Below are 24,586 nucleotides of genomic sequence, written 5' to 3' on the forward strand. Positions count from 1 at the left end.
TTGTGATGCTGATAATCTTGTTGACTATCAGTCTGACTCCACAAGCACCCACACGAATTGCTTGATTCAGTTGTTAAAGAGCGGTTGGTTAAGATCTTTCGTCTCAACCGAGGCGCGCATTCTACGCCTTCCTCTGTCTCTGTCAAGCGGTTATTTTTCGAAGCTTTCAAAGTTTCCTTTGTAACTTCAACCACTTGGCGCTTCCGATCACTCGTTAGCGGGAGGCGAATTCTACAGCGTTACTCGCTGCTGTCAACACCTCTTTTACACCGCTTTCGACCGAGTGGATCGAACCGTTAATGGAGTCCAACAACACGACTCCAGCAACTCCTTCGGACCTCGATGAACTGAAGCGTAACCGCTGTCGAAAACTGCGTAACTCTTTGTTTTCCAAGGAGTTTTCCGTTTCGACTGCGCCGGAAGTGGGGCGAATTATAGACTTACAGAATCTGCCGTCAAGCCCTAACTTCACAATTCTGTCATATGAGTCAAAAAGACCCAGAAAAGCAAAGGCCGGTCCCAAGGGACCGGCCTTTTACCCTTCTACTTATAAGCTCGGGAAAGCGAACTGCGAAGCTTCGTGGCTGGCACGTTGCGGCCAGCGCTGGGTAATCGCCTTGCGGCGAGTATAGAAGCGCACACCATCCGGGCCATAAGCATGCAGGTCGCCGAACAGCGAACGCTTCCAGCCGCCAAAACTGTGGTACGCCACTGGCACCGGCAGCGGTACGTTGACGCCCACCATGCCGACTTCGATCTCGTCACAGAACAACCGGGCCGCTTCACCGTCACGGGTAAAGATGCAGGTGCCGTTGCCGTACTCATGATCGTTGATCAGCTGCATAGCCTCTTCAAGGCTGTTCACTCGCACAATGCACAACACCGGGCCGAAGATCTCTTCTTTATAGATGCGCATCTCTGGCGTGACGCGATCGAACAGGCAACCACCGAGGAAGAAGCCCTCTTCATGACCCGCTACGCTCAGCCCACGGCCATCGACCACCAACTCAGCGCCGGAAGAAACACCGTCTTCTATATAGCCACTGACTTTGTCGCGAGCCTGACCGGAGACCAATGGCCCCATGTCCAGACCACAGGAAGTGCCTGCACCGATTTTCAGCGCCTTGATTTGCGGCACCAGTTTGGCAACCAATGCATCTGCCACCTGATCGCCGACACACACGGCCACCGAGATCGCCATGCAGCGCTCGCCGCAGGAACCATAGGCTGCGCCCATCAAGGCACTGACCGCGTTGTCCAGGTCCGCATCCGGCATCAGCACCGCATGGTTCTTCGCCCCGCCCAAGGCTTGCACGCGTTTGCCGCGCTTGGTGGCTTCGGAATAGATGTACTCCGCGATGGGTGTCGAGCCGACAAAACTCAGCGCTTTAACTTCTGGCGCTTCGATCAACGCGTCCACCGCGCCCTTGTCGCCGTGCACCACGCTCAGCACACCCTTTGGCAAACCGGCTTCCTGCAGCAATTGGGCGATCAGCAAAGTTGAACTTGGATCACGTTCGGAAGGCTTGAGGATGAAACAGTTACCGCACACGATCGCCAATGGATACATCCACAGCGGAACCATGGCCGGGAAGTTGAATGGAGTAATGCCGGCAACCACGCCCAACGGCTGGAAGTCGGACCAGGCATCAATGTTCGGGCCGACGTTACGGCTGTACTCGCCCTTGAGGATTTCCGGAGCAGCGCAGGCGTACTCAACGTTCTCAATACCGCGCTTCAATTCACCGGCTGCGTCCTCCAGAGTCTTGCCGTGCTCTTCGCTGATCAACTGGGCGATGCGCGCTTCGTTCTGCTCGAGCAATTGCTTGAAACGGAACATCACCTGAGCACGCTTGGCCGGTGGCGTGTTGCGCCACGCCGGGAATGCGGCCTTGGCGGTGTCGATGGCTTTTTGCACGGTTTCGCGGCTGGCCAGAGGCACTTTGTGAATAGACTGGCCAGTGGACGGGTTGAACACGTCAGCGCTGCGACCGTTGTCGGTCACCATTTCGCCGTTGATCAAATGCTGGATAAGGCTCATGCGGGGCTCCTGAAAAGTTGTCCACAGGCGCCTAACATGGGGCACCTGCTAAATAAAGATGGCTTTTTGTAGGTGCACGGCTTGCCGGCGATGGCGTCTTTGAGGCCACCATCGCGAGCAAGCTCGGCTCCTACAGGCTGGATCAGTCGATCTTGTTCAGCACTTCGCCGACCGCGTCGAACAGACGATCAAGGTCCTGCGGCTTGCTGTTGAAGGTTGGCCCGAACTGCAGGGTGTCGCCGCCGAAGCGCACGTAGAAACCTGCTTTCCACAACGCCATACCGGCTTCGAACGGACGCACGATGGCGTCGCCGTCACGCGGGGCGATCTGGATCGCGCCGGCCAGGCCATAGTTACGGATGTCGATGACGTTCTTCGAGCCCTTCAAACCGTGTAAGGCATTCTCGAAATGCGGCGCGACTTCAGCCACGCTTTGCACCAGGTTTTCTTTTTGCAACAGATCCAGTGCAGCCAAACCAGCCGCGCAAGCCACCGGGTGCGCCGAGTAGGTGTAGCCGTGGGGGAATTCCACCGCGTATTCCGGCGTCGGTTGATTCATGAAGGTCTGATAAATCTCAGAGCTGGCAATCACCGCGCCCATCGGAATCGCGCCGTTGGTGACTTGCTTGGCGATGCACATCAAGTCCGGGGTCACGCCGAAGCTGTCAGCACCGAACATCGAACCGGTGCGACCAAAGCCAGTGATGACTTCATCGAAGACCAGCAGAATGTTGTGTTGATCACAGATCTCGCGCAGACGCTTGAGGTAGCCCTGAGGTGGAACCAGCACGCCGGCGGAACCGGCCATCGGCTCGACGAACACGGCGGCGATGTTCGACGCATCGTGCAATTCAATCAGCTTGAGCAGTTCATCAGCCAGAGCGATACCGCCCAGCTCTGGCATGCCACGGGAATAGGCATTGCTCGCCAGCAAGGTGTGCGGCAGATGGTCGACATCCATCATCGCCTGGCCGAACATTTTGCGGTTGCCGTTAACGCCACCCAGGCTGGTGCCCGCGATGTTCACCCCGTGGTAGCCACGGGCACGACCGATCATTTTGGTCTTGGTCGCCTGACCTTTCAGACGCCAGTAGGCGCGAACCATCTTCACCGCAGTGTCAGCGCACTCGGAGCCGGAGTCGGTAAAGAACACGTGATTCAGGTTACCCGGCGTCAGCTCGGTGATTTTCTCTGCCAACTGGAAAGACAGTGGGTGACCGTACTGAAAGCCCGGCGAGTAATCGAGGGTGCCCAACTGCTTCGAAACGGCTTCCTGGATTTCCTTACGGGTATGCCCCGCGCCGCAGGTCCACAGACCGGACAGCGAGTCATAGATCTTGCGACCTTTGTCGTCGATCAGGTAGCTGCCTTCTGCGGCGACGATCAGACGCGGGTCGCGCTGAAAGTTGCGGTTGGCGGTGTAAGGCATCCAGTGGGCATCAAGCTTGAGTTGGCTGGCCAGGGAGACCGGAGCGTTTTCGGGCAAGTTCATGAGCAAAACCTCGCAAGACAAAAAGCAGCGTAGGGATCAAAAGCGTTCTTGCAGCTAAATTGCCACGGGGATAAAGTCGGTGAAATCCAACTTTTCTAACCTTCAGTCAGGTCACCACTAAACTATGAGCAGCCGTCGCCCCGATCCGCTGGCGCAAGTCAGTGACTTTGATATCCGCCTGCTGCGCATATTTCGCAGCGTGGTCGAATGCGGAGGCTTCTCCGCTGCAGAAACCGTATTGGGGATCGGCCGTTCAGCCATCAGCCAGCAGATGAGTGACCTTGAACAACGCCTCGGCCTGCGTCTGTGCCAACGCGGTCGCGCAGGGTTTTCACTGACCGAGGAAGGGCGTGAGGTCTATCAATCGGCCTTGCAGCTATTAAGTGCGCTGGAAAGCTTCCGCACCGAGGTCAACGGCTTGCACCAACACCTGCGTGGCGAGTTGACCATCGGTCTGACCGATAACCTGGTCACCCTCCCCCACATGCGCATCACCCATGCCCTTGCGCAATTGAAGGAGCGCGGGCCGGATGTGCAGATCCAGATCCGCATGATCGCCCCCAACGAAGTAGAGCAAGGTGTACTCGACGGCCGTCTACATGTCGGTGTTGTGCCGCAAGCCAGCGCACTCTCTGGCCTGGAATACCAGCCGTTGTACAGCGAGCGTTCGCTGCTCTACTGCGCGGTCGGGCATCCGTTGTTTTATGTCGATGACAAACAACTGGACGACCAACGCCTCAACAGTCAGGACGCCATCGCGCCGACCTTCCGTTTGCCCTCCGAGATCCAGGCGCATTATCAGGCGCTCAATTGCACCGCCAGCGCGTCGGATCGGGAAGGCATGGCATTTCTGATTTTGACCGGACGCTATATCGGTTATCTGCCGGACCATTACGCCAGCCTCTGGGTGCAGCAAGGCCGACTGCGCGCATTGAAACCCAAGGTGCGGTTCTATGACCTGAGCCTGGCGTCGGTCACCCGCAAGGGGCGTCGCCCTCATTTGGTGCTGGAAAGCTTTCTCGAGAGCCTCGCGGCCACGCGGTAAAACGAACGGCTTCGAGGCTTTTATGGTGACAAGACTTGTCTGATTCTTGTGGGTGCGCTATCAACGCATTGGTTGCACCCACAGAACTGCTCGGAAACGTCTATGACCCTTGAAGTCCCAGCCCACGCCGGTGCCCATTCCGGAAAACCTGCCAGCCGAATTCGTCAAAAGAACGAAGAAGCGATCATAAAGGCCGCCGAAGATGAGTTCGCTCGTCACGGATTCAAAGGCACCAGCATGAACACCATTGCGCAGAATGCCGGGCTGCCCAAGGCCAATCTGCATTACTACTTCACCAACAAGCTTGGGCTTTATGTAGCGGTGCTGAGCAACATCATCGAGTTGTGGGACAGCGCCTTCAACACGCTGACCGCCGAAGACGATCCTGCCGAAGCGCTCACACGCTACATCCGCGCCAAGATGGAGTTCTCCCGCCGCCAACCGCAAGCCTCACGGATCTTCGCCATGGAGATCATCAGCGGTGGCGAATGCCTGACGGAGTATTTCAGCCAGGACTATCGCACCTGGTTCCAGGGCCGCGCAGGCGTATTCCAGGCCTGGATCGAGGCCGGCAAGATGGACCCGGTCGATCCGGTGCACCTGATCTTCCTGTTGTGGGGCAGCACTCAGCACTACGCCGACTTCGCCACACAGATCTGCCGCGTGACAGGCCGCACCAAGCTGACCAAGCAGGACATGGAAGACGCTGGTAATAACCTGATCCGTATCATTATCAAGGGCTGCGGCCTCAAGCCCACCCTTTAAAAGATCCTTGCGCATGCCTTTTACCCTCGCTGGCCTTTGCGAATATCGCGAAGAAATTCGTAAAAGCCGCTTCATTGCCCTCGCGGCACCGATCGGCAGCGCTGCCGAGGCGCAAGCGTTCATCGAGCAGCACAGCGACTTGAATGCCTCGCACAATTGCTGGGCCTGGAAACTCGCCGATCAATACCGCAGCAGTGACGACGGTGAACCGGGCGGCACCGCCGGGCGACCGATTCTGGCGGCCATCGAAGCGCAGGATTGTGATCAAGTCGCGGTGGTGGTGATTCGCTGGTACGGCGGCATCCAGTTAGGTACCGGCGGCCTCGCTCGGGCCTACGGCGGCAGTGCCAACAAGTGCTTGCAAGCCGCCGATCGCATTGCGCTGATCAGCCGGGTGCAGCTGCGTTGCGCCTGTGGTTTCAGCGAATTGGCGCTGGTCAAACTGCGGGTGGCGGAACTCGGCGGCTTGATGCTGGAGGAAGTTTTTACCGCCAATGGGGTGGAGCTGCAACTGGCCGTCGGTGATGCGCAGATCGAAACCTTGCAAAGCCAACTGGCGGACCTGAGTCGTGGGCGGATTTTGTTGCAGCGATAAAAGACAAGATCAAAAGATCGCAGGCTGCGCCAGCTCCTACAATGGATCGCGTTCCGCCGAAGGCTGCGATCTTTTGGAGCAGACCCGGTTTCCAATACACCGAGGAACTTGCCCACATCTGCTGTGCACCCGACTGTGGATAACCTGAGTACATTCCCCTGAACCCCTTCTGCAACGTGGCTTTGCGGCCGTTGCTCATTTTTCATCCAATCTCCCTTCAACCCGATTAATTTAGCCGTAAAACAATCAGTTAGAGCGGTTTATCACCTTTAGAAGAAAGCCTCGCAGTGCTTATGCCCATGCCTTTGGCTTGCGCACAAATACTGTGGAGCAATCTGTGGATAACCCGTGCAAGGCTGGCTCAGTGGCACAGGTGGCAACGCTTCCCGTCGGCTGTTCATTTTTTAACCAGTTTGATACGGACAAAACCGGGGCCTTACCAACGAGCTTGCCCTGAAACAGTGCCGGGGCTGGGATCAAAATATTGCGAAAGAGGTTCCGGCGCAGGCAGAACAACGACGATTCCGGATTTTCCTGACTAATTGGACATGAATCTGCGTTATCCACAGGCATAACTTCAATCGTCCCTAGTCTGTCATGCCAAATCCCATGCCGATCCCTGATCAAACACCCCCACTGCAATTGCGCAGATGAGTCTGAACCTGCCGCAAGCCATCACTCAATTGTTCCAGAGTCTTGAACCAGATATTCAACTGGCTTGACGGACTGGCTCAGGACATGACGCAGCCGAACGCAGGCTTCGCCAGCTGCTACGGGGGCTTCGTTCGTCTGAGGGATGTGTGATTGGCAAGAGTTGAGCAACGCCCCACGCCAGTTCGAAGAACAGGAAAACCGCCAGTAATGAGCTGGCGCCGTGGGTTAATGCGTAGATCTGCCACGTTGCGAACAAAAACCGGCCGGCCGCGTCATAGCGGCCGAACGCTTGCTGCGGATCACGAATCCGTAGCACCGACCAGACGCAAACGATCGAGCCCAACAGATTCGCCATCAACAGGTGCATCGGCTCGAACGGCGGCAGTTCGCCGGATAGATTGAATGCCTGAGAAAGACTCAGCAGCAACCCGTGTAACACCACAAAACTCCAGGGCGTGACGAAAGCGGCGGTCACGATCAGGTCGTACCAGCCGCTCGCGCGGACCAGTTGACGGTATTGGCTTGCAGTCCACATTGAAGCGTCTCCATTTATTCAAGGAGCACGCAGGCTAAAGCCTGGAGTATGCTCCAGGGTCAAGCCTCAAAGAGTCTTCAAGATGCGTATCGGTGAATTAGCCCAGGCCAGCGCCGTCAGCCGCGACACGCTGCGTTTTTACGAGCAACGTGGATTAATCGCTGCGCAACGCAGTGCCAACGGCTACCGCGACTACCCGGCCGAGATGGTGCAACTGGTGCTCTACATCAAGACCGCTCAGCGCTTGGGTTTCAGCCTCGGCGAAATCGGCAGCAGCGTGGCCGCTCTATGGCAGGCCAAAGACCCTGACAGCGCCGTGACCCAATTGCTGCAAGATAAACTGAGCCTGATCGAAACCCGCATTGCCGAACTCGGCGAGCTGCGCCATGAATTGCAACTACGGCTCAAGCAGAGTTGTCCATTAAGACCGTGATCCTCTTTTCCCAAGGAACCCACTTATGAACGCTGCAAAAAACGCACTCATCATCGGCGCCTCCCGTGGCCTTGGCCTCGGGCTGGTGAAACGCTTGCTGGCCGACGGCTGGCAAGTCACCGCCACCGTGCGCAACCCGCAGAAAGCCGAGGCCTTGCAGGCACTGGGTAAAGTGCAGATCGAGCAACTGGACATGGATGATCAGCACGCCGTCATCGCTCTGAGCCAACGCCTTAAAGACCAGGTCTTCGACCTGCTGTTCGTCAACGCCGGCGTCAAAGGACCGGACGATCAGACGCCAGGCAAGGCAACCCTCGCCGAGGTCGGACAGTTGTTCTTCATCAATGCCGTGGCTCCGATCAATCTGGCCCAGCGCTTCGTCGGACAAATCCGTCCGGACAGCGGTGTGCTGGCGTTCATGAGTTCAGTGCTCGGCAGCGTGACCATGCCTGACGCCCCGGAACTGGCGCTGTACAAGGCCAGTAAAGCCGCACTGAACTCCATGACCAACAGCTTTGTCACTCAGTTGGGCGAGCAGAAAATGACCGTACTGTCGTTGCATCCGGGCTGGGTGAAAACCGATATGGGCGGTGAAGGTGCGGACATCGATGTCGAGACCAGCACCCGCGGGTTGATCGAGCAGGTGAATGCTTATGCCGGTAAGGGCGGGCATCATTTTGTGAACTACAGAGGCGAGACGATTCCCTGGTAATTCATCCGTAGATCAGCGGCCCTATGTAGCCGACCAAGAATGTGAGTAAACTCTGCACTTCGCCCTCCCCGGCGACCCTGGATCAGCAGACAGGGCAACACTGAGCTGGCGAACCTGAACCCAACTTTCAGAGGAGCCGGCCAATGCCTGCGACCCGTATCTGGTTAAAAAACCCCCTGGCCATTTTCACTGCCAACGCGCTCGATGCCCGTGGCGGCTTGGTGCTGCAAGACGGTTTGATCGTCGAAGTGCTCGGTATCGGGCAACAACCGGCCACTGCCTGTGGGCAAGTTTTCGATGCTCGTGAGCATGTGATTCTTCCCGGGCTGATCAACACCCATCACCACTTCTATCAAACCCTGACCCGCGCCTGGGCGCCAGTGGTCAATCAGCCGCTGTTCCCGTGGCTGAAAACCCTGTATCCAGTCTGGGCTCGACTGACCCCGGAGAAGTTGGCGCTGGCGACCAAAGTCGCTTTGGCCGAACTGCTGCTGTCCGGCTGCACGACGGCCGCCGATCACCATTACTTGTTTCCCGAAGGCCTGGAAAACGCCATTGATGTGCAGGTCGAAAGCGTTCGCGAACTGGGCATGCGCGCGATGCTCACCCGTGGTTCGATGAGTCTGGGCGAAGCCGACGGCGGGTTGCCACCGCAGCAGACCGTACAGCAAGGTGAAGTGATTCTCGCCGACAGCCAGCGGCTGATCGCCGAGTACCACGAACGCGGTGACGGGGCGCAAATCCAGATTGCTTTGGCGCCCTGCTCGCCGTTTTCCGTCACCCCGGAAATCATGTCGGCCAGTGCTGAGCTGGCCAACAAGCTCGACGTGCGCCTGCACACTCACCTCGCCGAAACCCTCGACGAAGAAGATTTCTGCCTGCAGCGCTTCGGCCTGCGCACCGTGGATTATCTGGACAGCGTTGGCTGGCTCGGACCTCGCACCTGGCTGGCCCATGGCATTCATTTCAACCCCGATGAAATTGCCCGTCTGGGCGCAGCTGGCACCGGCATCTGCCATTGCCCTAGCTCCAATATGCGTCTGGCTTCAGGTATTTGCCCGACCCTGGATTTGATCGCAGCGGGTGCGCCGCTGGGTTTGGGGGTAGACGGCTCGGCCTCCAACGATGCGTCGAACATGATCCTCGAAACCCGCCAGGCGTTGTACCTGCAACGCCTGCGCTACGGCGCGGAAAAGATCACCCCCGAGTTGGTGCTCGGCTGGGCCACCCGCGGTTCGGCGCAACTGCTCGGGCGCACCGATATCGGCGAACTGGCAGTGGGCAAGCAGGCGGATCTGGCGTTGTTCAAACTCGATGAGCTGCGCTTTTCCGGCAGCCATGATCCTTTATCGGCGCTGCTCCTGTGCGGCGCGGATCGGGCAGATCGGGTGATGGTTGGCGGTAAATGGCGGGTGATTGATGGCCAGGTTGAAGGACTGGATCTGAAGGGGCTGATTGCCGATCACAGTCAGGCGGCCAGGCAATTGATCGGCGGCGTCTGATCACCATTGTGGCGAGGGGGTAAGCCCCCTCTCCACAGTCTCCGCGCTCGGTCCAGGATCATCCCTTTAGTCAACCTGCCCGGTTGCCAGGAAGTGAGCACCCGGCGAAATACCCGACCATCACCTGCGCCGAACTCCTGCTGTCGCGCTTTGCCGACACCTACGCTTATCGGCGAGAACAGGAAGCGATCGGATGAACCGGCTGGTCAGGTTTTACCAAATATTTCAGCACCGACCTGTAGAATGCCGTCATTGCACCTGATGAGAATTCAATAATGTACGACTGGCTGAACGCCCTGCCCAAGGCCGAACTGCACCTTCACCTGGAGGGCTCGCTGGAGCCTGAGCTGCTGTTCGCCCAGGCTGAACGCAACAAGATCGCCCTGCCGTGGGACGACGTCGAAACCCTGCGCAAGGCTTACGCCTTCAACAACCTGCAAGAGTTTCTCGACCTGTATTACCGGGGCGCGGATGTGCTGCGCACCTCTCAGGACTTCTATGACCTGACCTGGGCTTACCTGCTGCGCTGCAAGGCGCAGAACGTGATTCACACCGAACCGTTCTTCGACCCGCAGACCCACACCGACCGTGGCGTGCCATTTGAAGTGGTGCTCAACGGGATCGCCAGCGCGCTGAAAGATGGCGAGCAGCAGCTGGGTATCACCAGTGGCCTGATCCTCAGTTTCCTGCGTCACTTGAGTGAAGAAGAAGCCGAGAAAACCCTTGATCAAGCGCTGCCATTTCGCGATGCGTTTATTGCCGTCGGCCTCGACAGCTCGGAGATGGGACACCCACCGAGCAAGTTCCAGCGCGTATTCGATCGCGCCCGCAACGAAGGTTTCCTGACCGTCGCCCACGCCGGTGAAGAAGGCCCGCCCGAGTACATCTGGGAGGCCATCGACCTGCTGAAAGTCCAGCGAATCGACCATGGCGTGCGCGCTATTGAAGATGAACGTCTGATGCAGCGGATTATCGACGAGCAAATTCCGCTGACCGTATGCCCTCTGTCCAACACCAAGCTTTGTGTGTTCGACGACATGTCGCAGCACAACATCCTCGACATGCTTGAGCGTGGCGTTAAGGTCACGGTGAACTCGGATGATCCGGCGTACTTCGGCGGTTACGTCACCGAAAACTTCCACGCGCTGCATACCCATCTTGGTATGACGCAGGATCAGGCCAAACGCCTGGCCCAGAACAGTCTGGATGCGCGGCTCGTTAAACCATAAGGTTCGCCGCGGATCCAATGTGGGAAGCGTCGCCCGGCCCTTCCCACAGTGTCGGTGTTCAACGGACTGTCACTGCTCCGCTCAATTCCTCCAGCGTCTTGCCCCGGGTTTCCATCCCGAACAGCCAGACTACCGCTGCGGCGATCGCAAAACATAGAGCTCCCAAGGCAAATACTCCGCCCTGCCCGGTTATCGGGAACACCAACCCGGTCACTAAAGGCCCGAGCAGCGATCCGATCCGCCCGATCGCCGAGGCGAAGCCTGATCCGGTAGCCCGCGCCGACGTCGGATACAGCTCAGGTGTGTAGGTATAAAGCACTGCCCACATACCGAACAGAAAGAACTGCATCAGCAAACCCGAGCCAATCAGTAGGCTGACATTGCCACCGAACACGGCGCTCTGCCCGTAAAAGAAGGCCATGATCCCACCACCGAGCAACGTGACGATGCACACGGGCTTGCGTCCCCAACGCTCCACCAGCCACGCAGCCATCAAAAAGCCGGGGATCCCGCCAAGGGAGATCAGCACGGTGTAATACACCGACTGCGTCACGGCAAAACCCGACTGCTGCAGCAACGCACTGAGCCAGGAAGTGAGACCGTAAAAACCGAGCAAGGCAAAGAACCAGACGCTCCAGATCATCATCGTGCGCTGCCGATAGAGTGGCGACCACAGCTCTCGGAATGCCGAAAAGAAGGTCACGGGGTGGATGGCGATGCGTGGCAGACGAATCGGTTCAGGCAAATCGGGCCGATTCAACGAGGCGCGAACCCGCTCTTCGATGCGCAGCAATACCTTGTCTGCCGCGTCATGATGCCCGGCCTGTTCCAGCCAGCGTGGTGACTCCGGAATGAAAAACCGGATGGCCAGAACAAATACTGCTGGCACCGCCAACACCAGAAAAATGTCTCGCCAGCCAACGACGGGTAACAGGAAGTAAGAAAGAATCCCCGCCGCTACAAACCCGATGGGCCAGAAGCCGTCCATCAACGCGATGTAACGTCCCCGCCCCTTGGCTGGAATCAACTCGGAGAGCATTGATTGGGCAATCGGAAATTCCATGCCCATGCCAATCCCCAGCAGGATACGGAACAGCGTAAGCATCTCAATTGTCTGCGCCGTGGAGCACAGGTAACTCGCCAGTCCCCACAACACGATGCTCCACTGAAACACCGGCTTGCGACCGAAACGATCGGCCAACATACCGGACAAGGACGCCCCCAGAACCATACCGAAGAAGCTCGAACTGGCCAGCAACCCCGCCTGTGCCGTGCTCAGTCCAAACTCGGCTTTGATCGAGCCAAGCAGGAAGGTCATCATTGCCAGGTCCATGGAGTCGAAGAAAAACGCCAGGGCAATGATGATGAAAATAATTCGGTGGTAACCACTGATGGGTAACCGTTCCAGACGCTCAGCAGCGCTATATCCTTGAATCCCCATACCCTCTCCCCCGAGCCGATAGTCTTCGAATCGAGTGTGCGGGATCGTTTACCGGGTTTGTTGCTGGATGCGACTTGTCTGCATCTGTTAACGACGCTTTAAACCCAGGGACACAGACGTCTTATGGGCGGTTAATCACCAGAGACAAACAATGTTGGGCATTGACTGGATAACGTCTCACAGCGTGACTTAATCATTTCACGCAATAAGTTCACCGGTTTACTTAATTGCGCGCGATGGGCGCACAACAAATTCAGCGGTGCACGCTCACACAACAATTCCGGCATCAGTATTCGCAAGCGTCCCGCGAGTACATCGGCGGCCACATCGAGCCAGGACTTGTAGGCAATCCCCGCACCCGCCACGGCCCATAAACGCACCACATCGGCATCGTCACTGAAGCGATCGCCGCTAACGGTCAGGCCCACTTCGCGCTTGCCATCATGAAAACTCCAGTGATCGTGAACCCGGCTGCCGAGCATGAACAACAGGCAATTATGCTGGGCCAATTGCTCCAGTTGCCGAGGCTCGCCATGCCGGGCCAGATAGCTGGGAGCGGCGCACAACACTCGGCGGTTCTGCGGTGCAATTGGCAACGCCACAAGGCTTGAATCTTCCGGCTCACCGTAACGCAGGGCGATATCCACCGGCTGACGGAACAGGTCGGCGATCCGGTCTCCCAACAGCAAGCGCACCGTGAGTTTGGGGTGTTCACGCTGGAACTCATCCAGCCAGGGCAGCAACACGTTGCGCCCGAAATCGGAAGGTGCCGACAGCTGCAGAATCCCGCTCACCTGATCCTGCCCGCTGGCCAGCAAACGACGACCCTCATCGAGGTTGCTCAGTGCGGCTCTGGCGTATTCAAGAAAACCTTCTCCCTCTGCCGTCAGACGCAGGCTGCGGGTCGAACGTGCCAGCAGCCGGGCACCCAATTGCTGCTCGATACGTTTCAACGCGGCACTGGCCACCGCCGCCGACATATCCATCACCCGTGCCGCTGCAGACAAACTGCCCAAGTCTGCCGCGCGCACGAACAACTGCAGGTCATCGAAACGCAACATCGTTAATCACCGACCGATTATCAAAAAAATATTGAAAGAGACTGCTGTTTTAGCGGGTTTTATCTTCGAGAGAAATAGCCAATGATCTTCCCATCGACTTTTTACTCTTCAGTGAATTTACCCCTCAGGAGCTTCCATGAAAGCCATTGCCTACTACGCGTCCTTGCCCATCAATGACCCCAAATCCCTGCAGGACATCGAACTGCCAGAACCGGTGGCCGGCCCACGGGATCTGCTGGTGGAAGTCAAAGCCATCTCGGTCAACCCGGTGGACACCAAAGTCCGCCAGAACGTCCAGCCCGAAGGTGGCGCTGCCAAGGTGTTGGGTTGGGATGTGGCCGGCGTGGTCAAAGCCGTCGGTAGCGAAGTCAGTCTGTTCAAGGCTGGCGACAACGTGTTCTACGCCGGCTCCATCGCCCGTGCCGGCGGCAACAGCGAACTGCACGTCGTGGATGAACGAATTGTCGGCCACATGCCGAAAACCCTCGGCTTCGCGCAAGCCGCTGCGTTGCCGCTGACTGCGATTACCGCGTGGGAATTGCTGTTCGAACGGCTGCAAGTCCGTGAAGGTAAAACCGACCAGGGTCAAAGCCTGCTGATCGTTGGCGCCGCCGGTGGCGTAGGGTCGATCCTGACCCAACTGGCCAGTCAACTCACCGCACTGAAAGTCATCGGCACCGCGTCGCGCCCAGAAACCCAGAGCTGGGTGCGTGAGCTGGGGGCTGATCTGGTGATCGATCACAGCCAGCCGCTCAGCGAAGAACTCAAGCGTGCCGGCCTGACTCACGTGACCCACGTCGCCAGCCTGACCCAGACCGACGATCACTTCGATCAACTGGTCGAAGCACTGGCGCCCCAAGGCAAACTGGCGCTGATCGATGATCCAAAGGCGTTGGACATCACCAAGCTCAAACGCAAGAGCCTGTCGCTGCATTGGGAGTTCATGTACACCCGTTCGCTGTTCGAAACCGCAGACATGCTCGAACAGCACAAGCTGCTCAACCGCGTGGCTGAGTTGATTGATGCCGGCACGTTAAAAACCACTGTCGGCGAACACTTCGGCACCATTAATGCGGCCAACCTGCGTCGTGCTCACGAACTGCTGGAAAGCGGCAAGTCCAAAGGCAAGATCGTACTCGAAGGTTTCTAAAACGCAGTGGCCTGGGAGTCATCCGCACCGATGCGCAATGCGGATGACACCGTCAGTCAGAGACTTGACCTCGGTCATATTTTTGAACGCATTCGGGGACTACACTTGGGTCCTTTGCAATGTTGTCTTTTACGTGAGGAGGTCAGCAATGAAGATCCTGATAAAAGAACTGGCAAAATCCCATGGCCCTCAATGGCAAGTCCGACTCGACCAACACGCGGTGACATTTCGCAGTGAAGCCGAAGCCCGCGCCTTTGCCCATACGCTGGAAACCCGACTACAAGCCCCCCATCGATTTCCCGACCGTCAGCAGCACGCTGCTGGCTGAGTCAGGCCACCGTTTGCGCTGCGGTCCGGGCGATTTGCAGTCGGCGGGTGACCATGGCCACGGTCACCGCAAGAATCCCGCACAAGCTGATCACCATCGCCATCGGCATTGCGCTGCCGTCATGCAGAACGCCTACCAGTGACGCCGCCCCGGCGGCAACACTGAACTGCAAACAACCCAGCATGGCCGAGGCACTGCCCGCGCGTGCGCCTTGACCGCTCATGGCGCAGGCCGAAGCATTGGGAATGATGCAGCCCAAACTCGCGATGCAGATGAACAGCGGCACCAGCAGCGGCCACAACTCAGTGGTATGCAGCGCGCTGACGCCCAGCAGCGTCAAACCGGCCGCCAGATAAATCCATACTGTACGCGCCAGCAAAAAGGCCGGCCCACGCCTGGACAGCATCCGCGCATTGATCTGCGCCACCAAAATGAAGCCCGCCGCGTTGCTGCCGAACAGCCAGCCGAAGTGTTCGGCCGGTACGCCATAGAGCTTGATAAAGACAAAGGGTGAACCGGCGATGTAGGCAAACATCCCGGCAATCGCGATCCCGCCGGTCAAGGCATGACCAAGAAAGACCTTGTCCGACAGCAGCCGACCATATTGGCGCAGAGCGCCCGACAATGGTTGACGCGGCTGATTGGCCGGCAGGCTTTCCGGCAGTCCAAGCGCCACGGCCAGTGCAGACAGTGCACTGAACAGGGTCAGCACAATAAAGATCGATTGCCAGCCATACAGGTTGACCAACAGACCGCCGAGCATCGGCGCGAGGATTGGCGCCAGGCCCATCACCAGCATCAGTTGCGAGAAGACTTTGGCCGACGCCACGGCATCGCACCTGTCGCTGACCACCGCCCGAGAAATCACCATCCCCGCGCAACCGCCCAAGGCCTGGACGAAACGCGCGCCGATCAGCCAATCGAGGCTAGGCGCAAAGGCACAGGCCAGAGAGGCCAGGGTGAACAGCATGACCCCGGCCAGCAGCGGAATGCGCCGACCGAAGCGGTCCGCCACCGGACCGTAAGCCAGCTGCCCGATAGACAAACCGAGAAAATAAGCTGCCAGCGTCAGCTGAATATGTTTTTCATCAGTACCGAAAGCCAGCGCCATCGCCGGAAAACCCGGTAGATAAAAATCGATCGCCAGCGGTGCGAAAGCGCTCAAGGCGCCGAGAATCAGGATTGTTCGGAGGTTCATCAGGCATCCAGGTTGAGCGTCAGTCAGCAGCCCGACAGTCTAGCCGGGCTTGGATGCCTTGAACATTCCGATAGGTCGCTAACTAATAAAAAGACTCAAGCGAGCGTCACCGCGTAGCCTTCTTCGCTGATCAGGTTGATCACCTCATCTGCCGACAGAGCGCTTTCAACACCCACCTCTTTCGCAGCGAGATCGACGCGAACACTGGCCGCCGGGTCCTTGGCTTGCACCGCTTGAGTAATGGCCCGAACGCAGTGGCCACACGACATACCTTGAACGTTGAATACTTGCATGACATTTCTCTTTTAATGAGGGATGTGGCCATCCTCGACCTTGACACGATGGCAAGGTCAAGTTCTGAAGTGATCTGCCGGGCTGGCAATCGGCGCCATGCTCGGCCAAGCTGCGTCATCCATGACACGACCAGGAGATTCAGCCCATGCGCTGGTCAGCCTTTAGCCTATTGAGCATCCTCAGCCTTTTCGGTGCCGCGCAAACGGTCAGTGCCGCCGGAGAAAATTACGGCGTGCTGATTATTTCCCGCGAACGCCTGGAAGTCGCGACCTCCTGCGAGATCGGTGTGTACATCCAGGATCAGCTGTCTGCGCGACTGTTTCAGGAACAGAGCACTTCGTTCAATTTGCCACCGGGCAACGTTTCGCTACGGCTCAAACTGCTGCCGGGCCAGGCGCCGGGCTGCAACCCCGGGATGCTGGCTCCTGGCTCGCAGAACATCACCCTCAAGGCGGGTGACATTCTCAAGTTCCGTATCGCCATGACCCAGGCAGGTATGTACCTGAAACCGGCGGCGCTGGAGTATTGATCACTCTGCGAGGCTTGCCTGCTTCGCGCATTCCTCGTAGCAGCTGCCGAAGGCTGCGTTCGGCCGCGCAGCGGTCGTAAAATCAGACGCTGTGGTGTTACAGGTTAACCGTGGCGGCATGATTTGCGACTGCTGCGCAGCCGAACGCAGCCTGGCGGCAGCTGCTACGGACCACGTCATTGTTCATCGCGAGCAATCGAGCGTCGACCGGCTGCTCCTACAGTTACTGCGTCCGCAGATTGGCGCTTGACCTTGCCAGCATGGCAAGGTTGATCCTGTAGTTAATTTCTACAGGGAGTATTACCCATGCCCGAATCAACCACCTTCGATCTGCCGATTGCCGGCATGACCTGCGCCAGTTGCGCCGGGCGTGTCGAACGCGCCCTGAGCAAGGTCATCGGTGCCAGCGCCGTCAGTGTCAACCTGGCCACCGAACAGGCTCGCGTCCAGGCGCCCAGCGACAGCCTCCCAGCCTTGATGGAAGCGGTGCAGCAGGCCGGTTACAGCGTTCCTGCCCAGAGCCTGGAATTAAGCATCGGCGGCATGACATGCGCCTCCTGCGTCGGGCGAGTCGAACGAGCACTGGGCAAAGTCGCCGGGGTGAAGAGCGTCAGCGTCAACCTGGCCAATGAACGCGCGCACCTCGAACTGCTAGGTCAGGTCGACCCCGCCCTCTTGATCAATGCCGTCAGCAACGCCGGGTATTCCGCCAGCCTGTGGCAAAGCGAACAATCGACTTCCACCGTTCAAGAACAACGTTTGCATCGCGAACGCTGGGCCTTGCTGCTGGCGATCGCCCTGGCACTGCCGCTGGTGTTGCCGATGCTGGTGCAACCCTTCGGTCTGCACTGGATGCTCCCCGCCTGGGCGCAATTTATGTTGGCGACGCCGGTGCAGTTCATCTTTGGTGCGCGTTTTTATGTCGCCGCCTGGAAGGCCGTTCGGGCCGGTGCCGGGAACATGGACTTGTTGGTGGCTCTAGGTACCAGCGCCGGTTATGGACTGAGCCTTTATGAATGGGCCACCGCCACCACCGGCAGTATGCCGCACCTGTATTTTGAAGCGTCGGCGGTGGTGATCGCTCTGGTACTGCTCGGCAAATACCTGGAAAGCCGAGCAAAACGCCAGACCGCCAGCGCCATCCGCGCCCTTGAAGCCTTACGGCCGGAGCGGGCGATCCGAGTCATCGACGGCCGCGAGCAGGACGTCGCCATCAGCGATTTGCGCCTCAACGATCTGGTCATGGTCAAACCTGGCGAACGTTTCCCGGTGGACGGCGAAGTCATCGAAGGTCAGAGCCATGCCGATGAAGCACTGATCAGCGGCGAAAGCCTGCCCGTGCCGAAACAGCCCGGCGACAAAGTCACCGGTGGCGCCATCAATGGCGAGGGCCGGTTGTTGGTACGCACATTGGCTTTGGGCGCGGAAACCGTTCTGGCGCGGATCATTCGTCTGGTCGAAGACGCCCAGGCCGGCAAAGCGCCGATCCAGAAACTGGTGGATAAAGTCAGCCAGGTGTTCGTGCCCATCGTGCTGTTGCTGGCCTTGGCAACACTGATTGGCTGGTGGATGTATGGCGCACCACTGGAGATCGCTGTCATCAATGCGGTCGCGGTCTTGGTGATCGCCTGTCCTTGCGCGCTGGGTCTGGCCACTCCGACGGCGATCATGGCCGGGACCGGCGTTGCGGCGCGCCACGGCATTTTGATCAAGGACGCCGAAGCACTGGAACACGCCCATGAAGTCAGCGCGGTGGTCTTCGACAAGACCGGCACATTGACCTCCGGCACTCCGCAAATCGCCCACCTCAGTGCCATCGACGGCAACGAAAGCACACTGCTGCAACTGGCCGGCGCCCTGCAACGCGGCAGCGAACACCCGCTGGCCAAAGCCGTACTGGATGCCTGCGCCAAGCGCGATTTACCCGTGGCCGATGTCAGCGCCAGCCAGTCCCTGACCGGTCGCGGCATCGCTGGCACCCTTGACGGCCGCCAGCTCGCACTGGGCAATCGGCGCCTGTTGGAGGAAAGCGGCTTGAACGCCGGCACGCTGAAAGAGTCCGCTCAAGCATGGGAATTCGAAGGCCGGACACTGTCATGGCTGATTGAGCAAAGCCCACAACCCCGCGTGCTGGGTCTATTCGCGTTTGGCGACACTCTCAAGCCCGGCGCCCTGCAAGCCGTGCAAGCGCTGAACGCCCGCCACATCAGCAGCCACCTGCTGACTGGCGACAACCGTGGCAGCGCCCGGGTCGTCGCCCAAGCGCTAGGGATTAGCGACGTACACGCCGAAGTGCTGCCAGCCGATAAAGCCGCCACCGTCGCCGAGCTGAAAAAAACCGGCGTGGTGGCCATGGTCGGCGACGGAATCAACGACGCCCCGGCGCTCGCGGCTGCCGATATCGGCATCGCCATGGGCGGCGGCACGGACGTCGCCATGCATGCAGCCGGAATCACCTTGATGCGCGGCGATCCGCGACTGGTGCCGGCGGCGCTGGAGATCAGCCGCAAGACCTACGCGAAGATTCGCCAGAACCTGTTCTGGGCCTTCGTCTATAACCTGATAGGGATTCCGCTGGCAGCGTTCGGTCTGCTCAACCCGGTACTGGCCGGCGCCGCCATGGCGTTGTCCAGCGTCAGCGTGGTGAGCAATGCGCTACTGTTGAAAACCTGGAAGCCCAAAGACCTGGAGGACACTGAATGAACATCGGTCAAGCAGCCCGTCAGAGCGGCCTGAGCGCGAAGATGATCCGTTATTACGAGTCAACCGGCCTGCTCAAAGCGGCCCATCGCACCGACAGTGGCTACCGCGTGTACGGTGACGTCGACCTGCACACCCTGGCCTTCATCAAACGGTCACGGGATTTGGGTTTCTCGCTGGAAGAGGTCGGCAAACTGCTGACCCTTTGGCAGGATCGGCAGCGGGCCAGTGCCGACGTCAAGGCACTGGCTCGCCAGCATATCGAAGAGCTGAACCTGAAGATCCGCGAGCTGGGACAGTTACGCGACACCTTGCAGGATCTGGTCGAACACTGTCATGGCGATCATCGACCCGACTGCCCGATCCTCAAGGACCTGGCCTCGGGCGGATGTTGTGAAAAGGGTGTTGCCTGATCTGACGCCTTCGCGTGTCTACACAAACCTGTAGGAGCGAGCTTGTTCGCGATGGAGGCCGATATGTCGCGGCTCTCAAGAGAGGTCGCGTTATCGTTTAAGCCCATCGCGAGCAAGCTCGCTCCTACAAGATCAACAGACAAAAAAATCCGGCCGAGGCCGGATTTTTTTAACCAATCACTGCATCCAGGGTGGAGGCGGCTCTTCGGCTTTGTTCGGTGGCGCATCGTCAGCGGCACGCACCGCTTGCCGACGTTCTTCATCGAGCCGTGCGGCTTCGATCTCACGCATGATGCCGCCAACGTCCGCCAGCTCTTCCGGCTCGTCGAACTCACCGGTCAATACGCTGGCCGGGTGCAAGGTGCCAGCCTCATACAAGGCCCACATTTCCTTGGCGTACTTGGTGCCTTTCAACTCCGGGGCAAAACGCCCGAAGTAAGACGCCATGTTGCCGACATCCCGTTCCAGCATGGTGAACGCGTGGTTGTTACCCGCAGCATCCACCGCTTGCGGCAGATCGATGATCACCGGGCCGGTCGGCGTCAACAACACGTTGAACTCGGACAAGTCGCCGTGCACCAGACCGGTACACAACATCAGCACGATCTGCTGGATCAGGAAAGCGTGATACTCAAGCGCCTGGTCCGGTTCCAGCACTACGTCGTTCAGACGCGGTGCCGCGTCGCCGTATTCATCGGCGATCAGTTCCATCAGCAGCACGCCTTCAAGGAAGTCGAACGGCTTGGGAACCCGCACACCGGCACTGGCCAAACGGAACAAAGCCGCCACTTCGGCATTCTGCCAAGCGTCTTCGGTTTCTTTCTTGCCGAACTTGGAGCCTTTGGCCATCGCTCGAGCCTGACGGCTGTTGCGCACCTTGCGGCCTTCCTGATACTCGGCCGCCTGACGAAAACTTCGTTTATTCGCCTCCTTGTAAACCTTGGCGCAACGTAACTCGTTGCCGCAGCGCACCACATAAACAGCTGCTTCTTTACCACTCATAAGTGGGCGCAGCACCTCGTCGACCAGACCGTCCTCGATCAGGGGTTCAATGCGTTTTGGAGTCTTCATCAGCTTTTATTGTGGGTCCTTTATTACCAAACACGCGAATGTCACTCGTTATACGGCAATCCTCTCACAGCGGGGAGGGGTTGCCGACCTATGAACACCTCAGAAGTACTCAATGTGCCAGATTAATCAGCCAAACCTGCCGATATCGATCGACCGCCCCGAATCATAGCCGAGTGCTCTGCTCTTGTTGGCAACCAGATGCAACGGTATTTCCGACAGAAGCTGACACCACGGTGCCAGGTCTGCGCAGGTTTTTTTTCAAAGAGCCTCAATTTTCCCTACCACCAGCCGAAGTCATCAGAGACAAACGGATTTTGTCTGACAATCAGAATAAAGACGCCAGCGTACCGCATTGGCTCTCCTTGATGGAGACCGCCCACGTCGCAGGGTGAAAGGGACTGCAAAAAAACACCGCAAGGCTGTTACGGCTGCCGTTAATCCGCGAGTCATCAGCACTTCGTGGGCTTATAAGAAAAATCTGGAGCGCGGATGAACATCAAACAAAAACTGACGTGGGCGTTTGCAATCATCGCCTGCCTGCCCGTCATCCTGGTCGCCACCCTGGTGGTGCTGAACCTGCGCAGCGATGCGAAAGACAGTTTCGTCGACGGCAGCGGCCGTGAGATTCGTCAGGTCAGCAACGCCATGCAAATATTCTTCGATGGCATCAGCCAGAACGTCAACTATCTGGCCAACCAGCCGCTGATCAAAAACACTGATGACAGCCTCAAAACCTACATCAGCGCCAACGCGGTAGACATTCCTCAAGGGGAAATGGACAAACAGGTTTTTACCCTGCTCGAGAGCATGGGCTCCAGCCATCCGGCTTATGCCTATGCGATCGTGGGAACCAATGCCGGCGGTTACGTCTCCTGGCCTGACGATGCAAAGCTGACCAACTACGACCCGCGTCAGCGCCCCTGGTACAAGGCCGCCATGGCCAATCCGGGCAAACCGTTTCGCACAGAAGCTTATTACTATGCCGCCGACGACACGACCTATGTCAGTACCGTGCGTACCATCGGCAACAAGTTGGGCGCCACGGGTGGCGTGGTCAGCATCGATGTGACGCTCAAGCAGCTCACCGAGATCGTCAAACAGATCAAACTCGGCGAAACCGGCTACCTGATGCTGATGGAAAACAACGGCACGGTACTGGTCGATCCCAAGCAACCCGAACACAACTTTAAGGCCTTGAGCAGCCTGGGCGATGGTTATGCCCAACTGGCCAAGGCCGGTAAAGGCCTGGTAGAAGTCGAGCTGAACGGCGAGCGCTACATGGCCAACGTCTGGCCGTCGGAACAGCTGGGCTGGACCTTTATCGGTCTGATAAAACAAACCGAAGTGATGAGCTCGGCGACCCAATTGACTTGGTTGATCGCGATCATCGCTGCCGTGTTGGCGGTGATCTTCGCCGTAGTCGGGGCGAGTTTCGCCAGCCTCATCGTGCGGCCGATCCGCAGCGTCGCCAGCGGACTGGAAGGGATTGCCCAAGGTGAAGGTGACCTGACGAAGAACCTGCAAATCCGTGGCAACGATGAAACCGCGCAACTGGCCAACTGGTTCAACCAGTTCCTGGCCGCCATCCGCAGCCTGATCCAGAACATCGGCCAGGCAGCGAACAAGATCCTCGCCACCTCCAAGAGCTCGACCCAAGTCTCCAGTGACATGGCCGAAGCTGCCGGGCGTCAGCGCGAAGCAGTGGACATGGTGTCCACTGCGTTCCACGAAATGGTCGCCACCGCCAACGAAGTCGCGCGTTCCTGCAGCCAGGCCGCCGAGTCGGCCGACAGCGGCCAGCGCCAGGCCCGCGAAGGCCAGCAACAGATCGATGACGCGGTCAGCAGCGTCGATCAGTTGAGCCAGGAGATCGAGCAGTCAGCGCAGTCGATGCAGCAACTGGAGCGAGACAGTAATGACATCCAGTCGATTCTGGGCACCATTCGTTCCATCGCCGAGCAAACCAACCTGCTGGCCTTGAACGCCGCCATCGAAGCCGCTCGTGCGGGCGAGCAAGGTCGCGGTTTTGCGGTGGTTGCCGATGAAGTGCGAGCCCTGGCCAAACGTACCGCCGACTCCACTGCCGAGATCGATGGTCTGCTCGGCAATCTGGCCAAGCGCACCAGCCAGGTCACGCAGCAGATGCACGCCAGCCTCGAAGTGTCGCAGCAGTCGGTCAGCCGCATCGGGTTGGCGCGTAGCAGTTTCGGGCAAATCCGTGAGTCAGTGGATGTGATCCGTGACATGAACACCCAGATCGCCACCGCAGCCGAAGAACAGCATCAAGTCGCTGAAGACATCAACCGCCACATCAGCCAGATCCATGGCGATGCGCAGTTGGTGGCGGAACTGGCCAACTCGGCGCGACTGGATTCCCAGAGCCTGGCGGGATTGTCCGATGAGCTGGATGTTCTGGTGAGAAGGTTCCGCACGTAAGCGAGCGAGGGGCAAGCCCAAATCTGTAGGAGCGAGCTTGCTCGCGATGGATGTTAACGATAACGCATGTTTTCTGAATAAACGCGCCGCCCTTGAGTCCATCGCGAGCAAGCTCGCTCCTACAGGGCGCGGCGTACTTATTGTTTGAACAACTCCCCTGGGGTAAATCCGAACAACCCCTTGAACGCCGCAATAAACGCCGAGGTTGAGTCATAACCACAGGACAGCGCGGCGGTGGTCACGCTGTCGCCCTCCTCCAATGAGCTGAGTGATGACAACAAGCGCATGCGCTGACGCCAGCCCCGGAAGCTCAGACCTGTCTCGCGTTGAAACAAGCGCATCAAGGTTTTCTCCGAAGTCCCCAAGCGCTCTGCCCATTCGTGCAAGGTGACGCTTTGCTCAGGGCTGGCGATCAGCTCGTTGCACAGCGCAAGCAAGCGTGAATGGCGCGGCAGCGGCAGAGAGAATCCAACCTCTGGCAAGCTCGCCAATTGGTCCATCAGCACCTGCACAAGGCGTGCTTCACTGCTATCGCCCTGTGGATAATCCACCGGCAACTGGCAAAAACTCTTGATCAACTCCCGCGCCAGCGACGTCACCTCCAGCACCCGGCAACGCTCAGGTGCCCATGTGCAATCTTCACGACGCACATAGAGGCTGCGCATTTCCGCGCGCATCGAAGTCACCACTTGATGCTCTAAGTCGGCAGGAATCCAGATCCCCCACTGTGGCGGCGCAAAGAAGCTGCCCTCGGCGGTGTGCACGCCGAGTACGCCACTGATCGCGTAGGAAAACTGCACCCAATCGTGGCGATGAGGCGGCGTCCATGACCCGGCGCTGAGACTTTCAGCCCGGGCATACAGCGGGCGCGGCAACGCCGTGAGGGCAGGAATTTGCCGTTCGAGTCCACGTTGTCCGTTAGTCGGCATTGATTGGCCTTATGTCGCAAGACGGCTTGTTGC

The 24,586-nt window shown here is 58.5% G+C and carries 22 protein-coding genes and 2 pseudogenes; 15 read left to right on the forward strand and 9 right to left on the reverse strand.

Going from position 1 to position 24,586, the window contains the following annotated elements:
• Nucleotides 1-547: 547 nt before the first annotated feature.
• Together ACZYSM_RS00005 and aptA are read right to left on the reverse strand one after the other, a co-directional pair.
• The gene (locus ACZYSM_RS00005) at nucleotides 548-2,041 is read right to left on the reverse strand and encodes a CoA-acylating methylmalonate-semialdehyde dehydrogenase (RefSeq protein ID WP_489067611.1); all 1,494 of its coding nucleotides are present in this window, start codon (nucleotides 2,039-2,041) and stop codon (nucleotides 548-550) included.
• 142 nt (nucleotides 2,042-2,183) lie between these two features.
• Nucleotides 2,184-3,533: an omega-aminotransferase AptA gene (gene aptA, locus ACZYSM_RS00010; protein ID WP_489067613.1), complete on the reverse strand. Its 1,350-nt coding sequence runs from the start codon at nucleotides 3,531-3,533 to the stop codon at nucleotides 2,184-2,186.
• Nucleotides 3,534-3,657: 124 nt separating this feature from the next.
• On the opposite strand from aptA, the gene ACZYSM_RS00015 reads away from it, so the two are divergent.
• From ACZYSM_RS00015 to ACZYSM_RS00025, 3 genes are all read left to right on the forward strand, one after another.
• Nucleotides 3,658-4,578, forward strand: coding sequence for a LysR family transcriptional regulator (locus tag ACZYSM_RS00015; RefSeq protein WP_489067615.1), 921 nt, complete (start codon nucleotides 3,658-3,660; stop codon nucleotides 4,576-4,578).
• Nucleotides 4,579-4,680: 102 nt separating this feature from the next.
• Nucleotides 4,681-5,343 (forward strand): TetR/AcrR family transcriptional regulator, encoded by a 663-nt coding sequence (locus ACZYSM_RS00020; RefSeq protein WP_489067618.1) that lies wholly within the window; start codon nucleotides 4,681-4,683, stop codon nucleotides 5,341-5,343.
• 13 nt (nucleotides 5,344-5,356) lie between these two features.
• Entirely contained in the window at nucleotides 5,357-5,938 is a 582-nt protein-coding gene (locus ACZYSM_RS00025) for an IMPACT family protein (protein ID WP_489067620.1), read from the forward strand.
• A gap of 709 nt (nucleotides 5,939-6,647) precedes the next feature.
• On the opposite strand, the gene ACZYSM_RS00030 is transcribed toward ACZYSM_RS00025, so the two are convergent.
• Entirely contained in the window at nucleotides 6,648-7,127 is a 480-nt protein-coding gene (locus ACZYSM_RS00030) for a hypothetical protein (RefSeq protein WP_489067622.1), read from the reverse strand.
• 82 nt (nucleotides 7,128-7,209) lie between these two features.
• Between ACZYSM_RS00030 and ACZYSM_RS00035 the strand changes: the two genes are divergently transcribed.
• The 5 genes and pseudogenes from ACZYSM_RS00035 to ACZYSM_RS00055 all read left to right on the forward strand — a co-directional run bounded on the left by ACZYSM_RS00035 (nucleotide 7,210) and on the right by ACZYSM_RS00055 (nucleotide 11,003).
• Nucleotides 7,210-7,560, forward strand: coding sequence for a MerR family transcriptional regulator (locus ACZYSM_RS00035; RefSeq protein WP_489067624.1), 351 nt, complete (start codon nucleotides 7,210-7,212; stop codon nucleotides 7,558-7,560).
• A gap of 25 nt (nucleotides 7,561-7,585) precedes the next feature.
• On the forward strand, nucleotides 7,586-8,272 hold the full coding sequence (locus ACZYSM_RS00040) for an SDR family oxidoreductase (RefSeq protein ID WP_489067626.1): 687 nt from the start codon (nucleotides 7,586-7,588) through the stop codon (nucleotides 8,270-8,272).
• Between the two features lie 143 nt (nucleotides 8,273-8,415).
• A complete protein-coding gene (locus ACZYSM_RS00045; RefSeq protein WP_489067628.1) occupies nucleotides 8,416-9,774 on the forward strand; it encodes an 8-oxoguanine deaminase in 1,359 nt (452 codons plus the stop codon).
• A gap of 41 nt (nucleotides 9,775-9,815) precedes the next feature.
• Nucleotides 9,816-9,971: pseudogene (locus ACZYSM_RS00050) on the forward strand (2OG-Fe(II) oxygenase); the annotation flags it as partial.
• Between the two features lie 78 nt (nucleotides 9,972-10,049).
• A complete protein-coding gene (locus ACZYSM_RS00055) occupies nucleotides 10,050-11,003 on the forward strand; it encodes an adenosine deaminase (protein WP_489067630.1) in 954 nt (317 codons plus the stop codon).
• 58 nt (nucleotides 11,004-11,061) lie between these two features.
• Here the strand turns inward: ACZYSM_RS00055 and ACZYSM_RS00060 are convergent, their stop codons facing one another.
• Both ACZYSM_RS00060 and ACZYSM_RS00065 read right to left on the reverse strand, forming a co-directional pair.
• Nucleotides 11,062-12,444 carry an MFS transporter gene (locus ACZYSM_RS00060; RefSeq protein ID WP_489067632.1) on the reverse strand — a complete coding sequence of 461 codons (1,383 nt, stop codon included), beginning with the start codon at nucleotides 12,442-12,444 and terminating at the stop codon, nucleotides 11,062-11,064.
• A gap of 131 nt (nucleotides 12,445-12,575) precedes the next feature.
• Nucleotides 12,576-13,505 (reverse strand): LysR family transcriptional regulator, encoded by a 930-nt coding sequence (locus tag ACZYSM_RS00065; protein WP_489067634.1) that lies wholly within the window; start codon nucleotides 13,503-13,505, stop codon nucleotides 12,576-12,578.
• A gap of 136 nt (nucleotides 13,506-13,641) precedes the next feature.
• Between ACZYSM_RS00065 and ACZYSM_RS00070 the strand changes: the two genes are divergently transcribed.
• Entirely contained in the window at nucleotides 13,642-14,655 is a 1,014-nt protein-coding gene (locus ACZYSM_RS00070; protein ID WP_489067636.1) for a zinc-binding alcohol dehydrogenase family protein, read from the forward strand.
• Nucleotides 14,656-14,803: 148 nt separating this feature from the next.
• A complete protein-coding gene (locus ACZYSM_RS00075; protein WP_489067638.1) occupies nucleotides 14,804-14,983 on the forward strand; it encodes a hypothetical protein in 180 nt (59 codons plus the stop codon).
• A 1-nt stretch (nucleotide 14,984) separates the two neighbouring features.
• Here the strand turns inward: ACZYSM_RS00075 and ACZYSM_RS00080 are convergent, their stop codons facing one another.
• Both ACZYSM_RS00080 and ACZYSM_RS00085 read right to left on the reverse strand, forming a co-directional pair.
• Nucleotides 14,985-16,181 carry a multidrug effflux MFS transporter gene (locus tag ACZYSM_RS00080; protein WP_489067640.1) on the reverse strand — a complete coding sequence of 399 codons (1,197 nt, stop codon included), beginning with the start codon at nucleotides 16,179-16,181 and terminating at the stop codon, nucleotides 14,985-14,987.
• 95 nt (nucleotides 16,182-16,276) lie between these two features.
• A complete protein-coding gene (locus ACZYSM_RS00085) occupies nucleotides 16,277-16,474 on the reverse strand; it encodes a heavy-metal-associated domain-containing protein (protein WP_489067642.1) in 198 nt (65 codons plus the stop codon).
• A 146-nt stretch (nucleotides 16,475-16,620) separates the two neighbouring features.
• On the opposite strand from ACZYSM_RS00085, the gene ACZYSM_RS00090 reads away from it, so the two are divergent.
• From ACZYSM_RS00090 to cueR, 3 genes are all read left to right on the forward strand, one after another.
• Nucleotides 16,621-17,004 carry a hypothetical protein gene (locus ACZYSM_RS00090; RefSeq protein ID WP_489067644.1) on the forward strand — a complete coding sequence of 128 codons (384 nt, stop codon included), beginning with the start codon at nucleotides 16,621-16,623 and terminating at the stop codon, nucleotides 17,002-17,004.
• Between the two features lie 306 nt (nucleotides 17,005-17,310).
• On the forward strand, nucleotides 17,311-19,707 hold the full coding sequence (locus ACZYSM_RS00095; protein ID WP_489067646.1) for a heavy metal translocating P-type ATPase: 2,397 nt from the start codon (nucleotides 17,311-17,313) through the stop codon (nucleotides 19,705-19,707).
• Nucleotides 19,704-20,117 carry a Cu(I)-responsive transcriptional regulator gene (gene cueR, locus ACZYSM_RS00100; protein WP_489067648.1) on the forward strand — a complete coding sequence of 138 codons (414 nt, stop codon included), beginning with the start codon at nucleotides 19,704-19,706 and terminating at the stop codon, nucleotides 20,115-20,117. Before ACZYSM_RS00095 ends, cueR begins: the two co-directional genes overlap by 4 nt.
• A gap of 177 nt (nucleotides 20,118-20,294) precedes the next feature.
• Here cueR and ACZYSM_RS00105 read toward each other — a convergent pair whose 3' ends face one another.
• The gene (locus tag ACZYSM_RS00105; protein ID WP_489067650.1) at nucleotides 20,295-21,188 is read right to left on the reverse strand and encodes a PA4780 family RIO1-like protein kinase; all 894 of its coding nucleotides are present in this window, start codon (nucleotides 21,186-21,188) and stop codon (nucleotides 20,295-20,297) included.
• Nucleotides 21,189-21,833: 645 nt separating this feature from the next.
• Here ACZYSM_RS00105 and ACZYSM_RS00110 point away from each other — a divergent pair.
• Both ACZYSM_RS00110 and ACZYSM_RS00115 read left to right on the forward strand, forming a co-directional pair.
• A pseudogene (locus ACZYSM_RS00110) lies at nucleotides 21,834-22,766 on the forward strand (cache domain-containing protein); the annotation flags it as partial.
• 129 nt (nucleotides 22,767-22,895) lie between these two features.
• Nucleotides 22,896-23,624, forward strand: coding sequence for a methyl-accepting chemotaxis protein (locus ACZYSM_RS00115; protein WP_489068263.1), 729 nt, complete (start codon nucleotides 22,896-22,898; stop codon nucleotides 23,622-23,624).
• A 137-nt stretch (nucleotides 23,625-23,761) separates the two neighbouring features.
• Here the strand turns inward: ACZYSM_RS00115 and ACZYSM_RS00120 are convergent, their stop codons facing one another.
• Nucleotides 23,762-24,553 carry an AraC family transcriptional regulator gene (locus ACZYSM_RS00120; RefSeq protein ID WP_489067652.1) on the reverse strand — a complete coding sequence of 264 codons (792 nt, stop codon included), beginning with the start codon at nucleotides 24,551-24,553 and terminating at the stop codon, nucleotides 23,762-23,764.
• Between the last annotated feature and the right edge of the window lie 33 nt (nucleotides 24,554-24,586).

The sequence above is a fragment of the Pseudomonas sp. F220 genome (genome assembly GCF_057813935.1).

Bases quoted from the DNA above. Each gene is read 5' to 3' on its own strand.
- ACZYSM_RS00005 (WP_489067611.1), bottom strand. From the start codon at position 2,041: ATGAGCCTTATCCAGCATTTGATCAACGGCGAAATGGTGACCGACAAC.
- aptA (WP_489067613.1), bottom strand. From the start codon at position 3,533: ATGAACTTGCCCGAAAACGCTCCGGTCTCCCTGGCCAGCCAACTCAAG.
- ACZYSM_RS00070 (WP_489067636.1), top strand. From the start codon at position 13,642: ATGAAAGCCATTGCCTACTACGCGTCCTTGCCCATCAATGACCCCAAA.
- ACZYSM_RS00020 (WP_489067618.1), top strand. From the start codon at position 4,681: ATGACCCTTGAAGTCCCAGCCCACGCCGGTGCCCATTCCGGAAAACCT.
- ACZYSM_RS00120 (WP_489067652.1), bottom strand. From the start codon at position 24,553: ATGCCGACTAACGGACAACGTGGACTCGAACGGCAAATTCCTGCCCTC.
- ACZYSM_RS00105 (WP_489067650.1), bottom strand. From the start codon at position 21,188: ATGAAGACTCCAAAACGCATTGAACCCCTGATCGAGGACGGTCTGGTC.
- ACZYSM_RS00085 (WP_489067642.1), bottom strand. From the start codon at position 16,474: ATGCAAGTATTCAACGTTCAAGGTATGTCGTGTGGCCACTGCGTTCGG.
- ACZYSM_RS00060 (WP_489067632.1), bottom strand. From the start codon at position 12,444: ATGGGGATTCAAGGATATAGCGCTGCTGAGCGTCTGGAACGGTTACCC.
- ACZYSM_RS00095 (WP_489067646.1), top strand. From the start codon at position 17,311: ATGCCCGAATCAACCACCTTCGATCTGCCGATTGCCGGCATGACCTGC.
- ACZYSM_RS00080 (WP_489067640.1), bottom strand. From the start codon at position 16,181: ATGAACCTCCGAACAATCCTGATTCTCGGCGCCTTGAGCGCTTTCGCA.
- ACZYSM_RS00030 (WP_489067622.1), bottom strand. From the start codon at position 7,127: ATGTGGACTGCAAGCCAATACCGTCAACTGGTCCGCGCGAGCGGCTGG.
- ACZYSM_RS00090 (WP_489067644.1), top strand. From the start codon at position 16,621: ATGCGCTGGTCAGCCTTTAGCCTATTGAGCATCCTCAGCCTTTTCGGT.
- ACZYSM_RS00045 (WP_489067628.1), top strand. From the start codon at position 8,416: ATGCCTGCGACCCGTATCTGGTTAAAAAACCCCCTGGCCATTTTCACT.
- ACZYSM_RS00035 (WP_489067624.1), top strand. From the start codon at position 7,210: ATGCGTATCGGTGAATTAGCCCAGGCCAGCGCCGTCAGCCGCGACACG.
- ACZYSM_RS00015 (WP_489067615.1), top strand. From the start codon at position 3,658: ATGAGCAGCCGTCGCCCCGATCCGCTGGCGCAAGTCAGTGACTTTGAT.
- ACZYSM_RS00055 (WP_489067630.1), top strand. From the start codon at position 10,050: ATGTACGACTGGCTGAACGCCCTGCCCAAGGCCGAACTGCACCTTCAC.
- ACZYSM_RS00115 (WP_489068263.1), top strand. From the start codon at position 22,896: ATGGTGTCCACTGCGTTCCACGAAATGGTCGCCACCGCCAACGAAGTC.
- ACZYSM_RS00075 (WP_489067638.1), top strand. From the start codon at position 14,804: ATGAAGATCCTGATAAAAGAACTGGCAAAATCCCATGGCCCTCAATGG.
- ACZYSM_RS00065 (WP_489067634.1), bottom strand. From the start codon at position 13,505: ATGTTGCGTTTCGATGACCTGCAGTTGTTCGTGCGCGCGGCAGACTTG.
- cueR (WP_489067648.1), top strand. From the start codon at position 19,704: ATGAACATCGGTCAAGCAGCCCGTCAGAGCGGCCTGAGCGCGAAGATG.
- ACZYSM_RS00040 (WP_489067626.1), top strand. From the start codon at position 7,586: ATGAACGCTGCAAAAAACGCACTCATCATCGGCGCCTCCCGTGGCCTT.
- ACZYSM_RS00025 (WP_489067620.1), top strand. From the start codon at position 5,357: ATGCCTTTTACCCTCGCTGGCCTTTGCGAATATCGCGAAGAAATTCGT.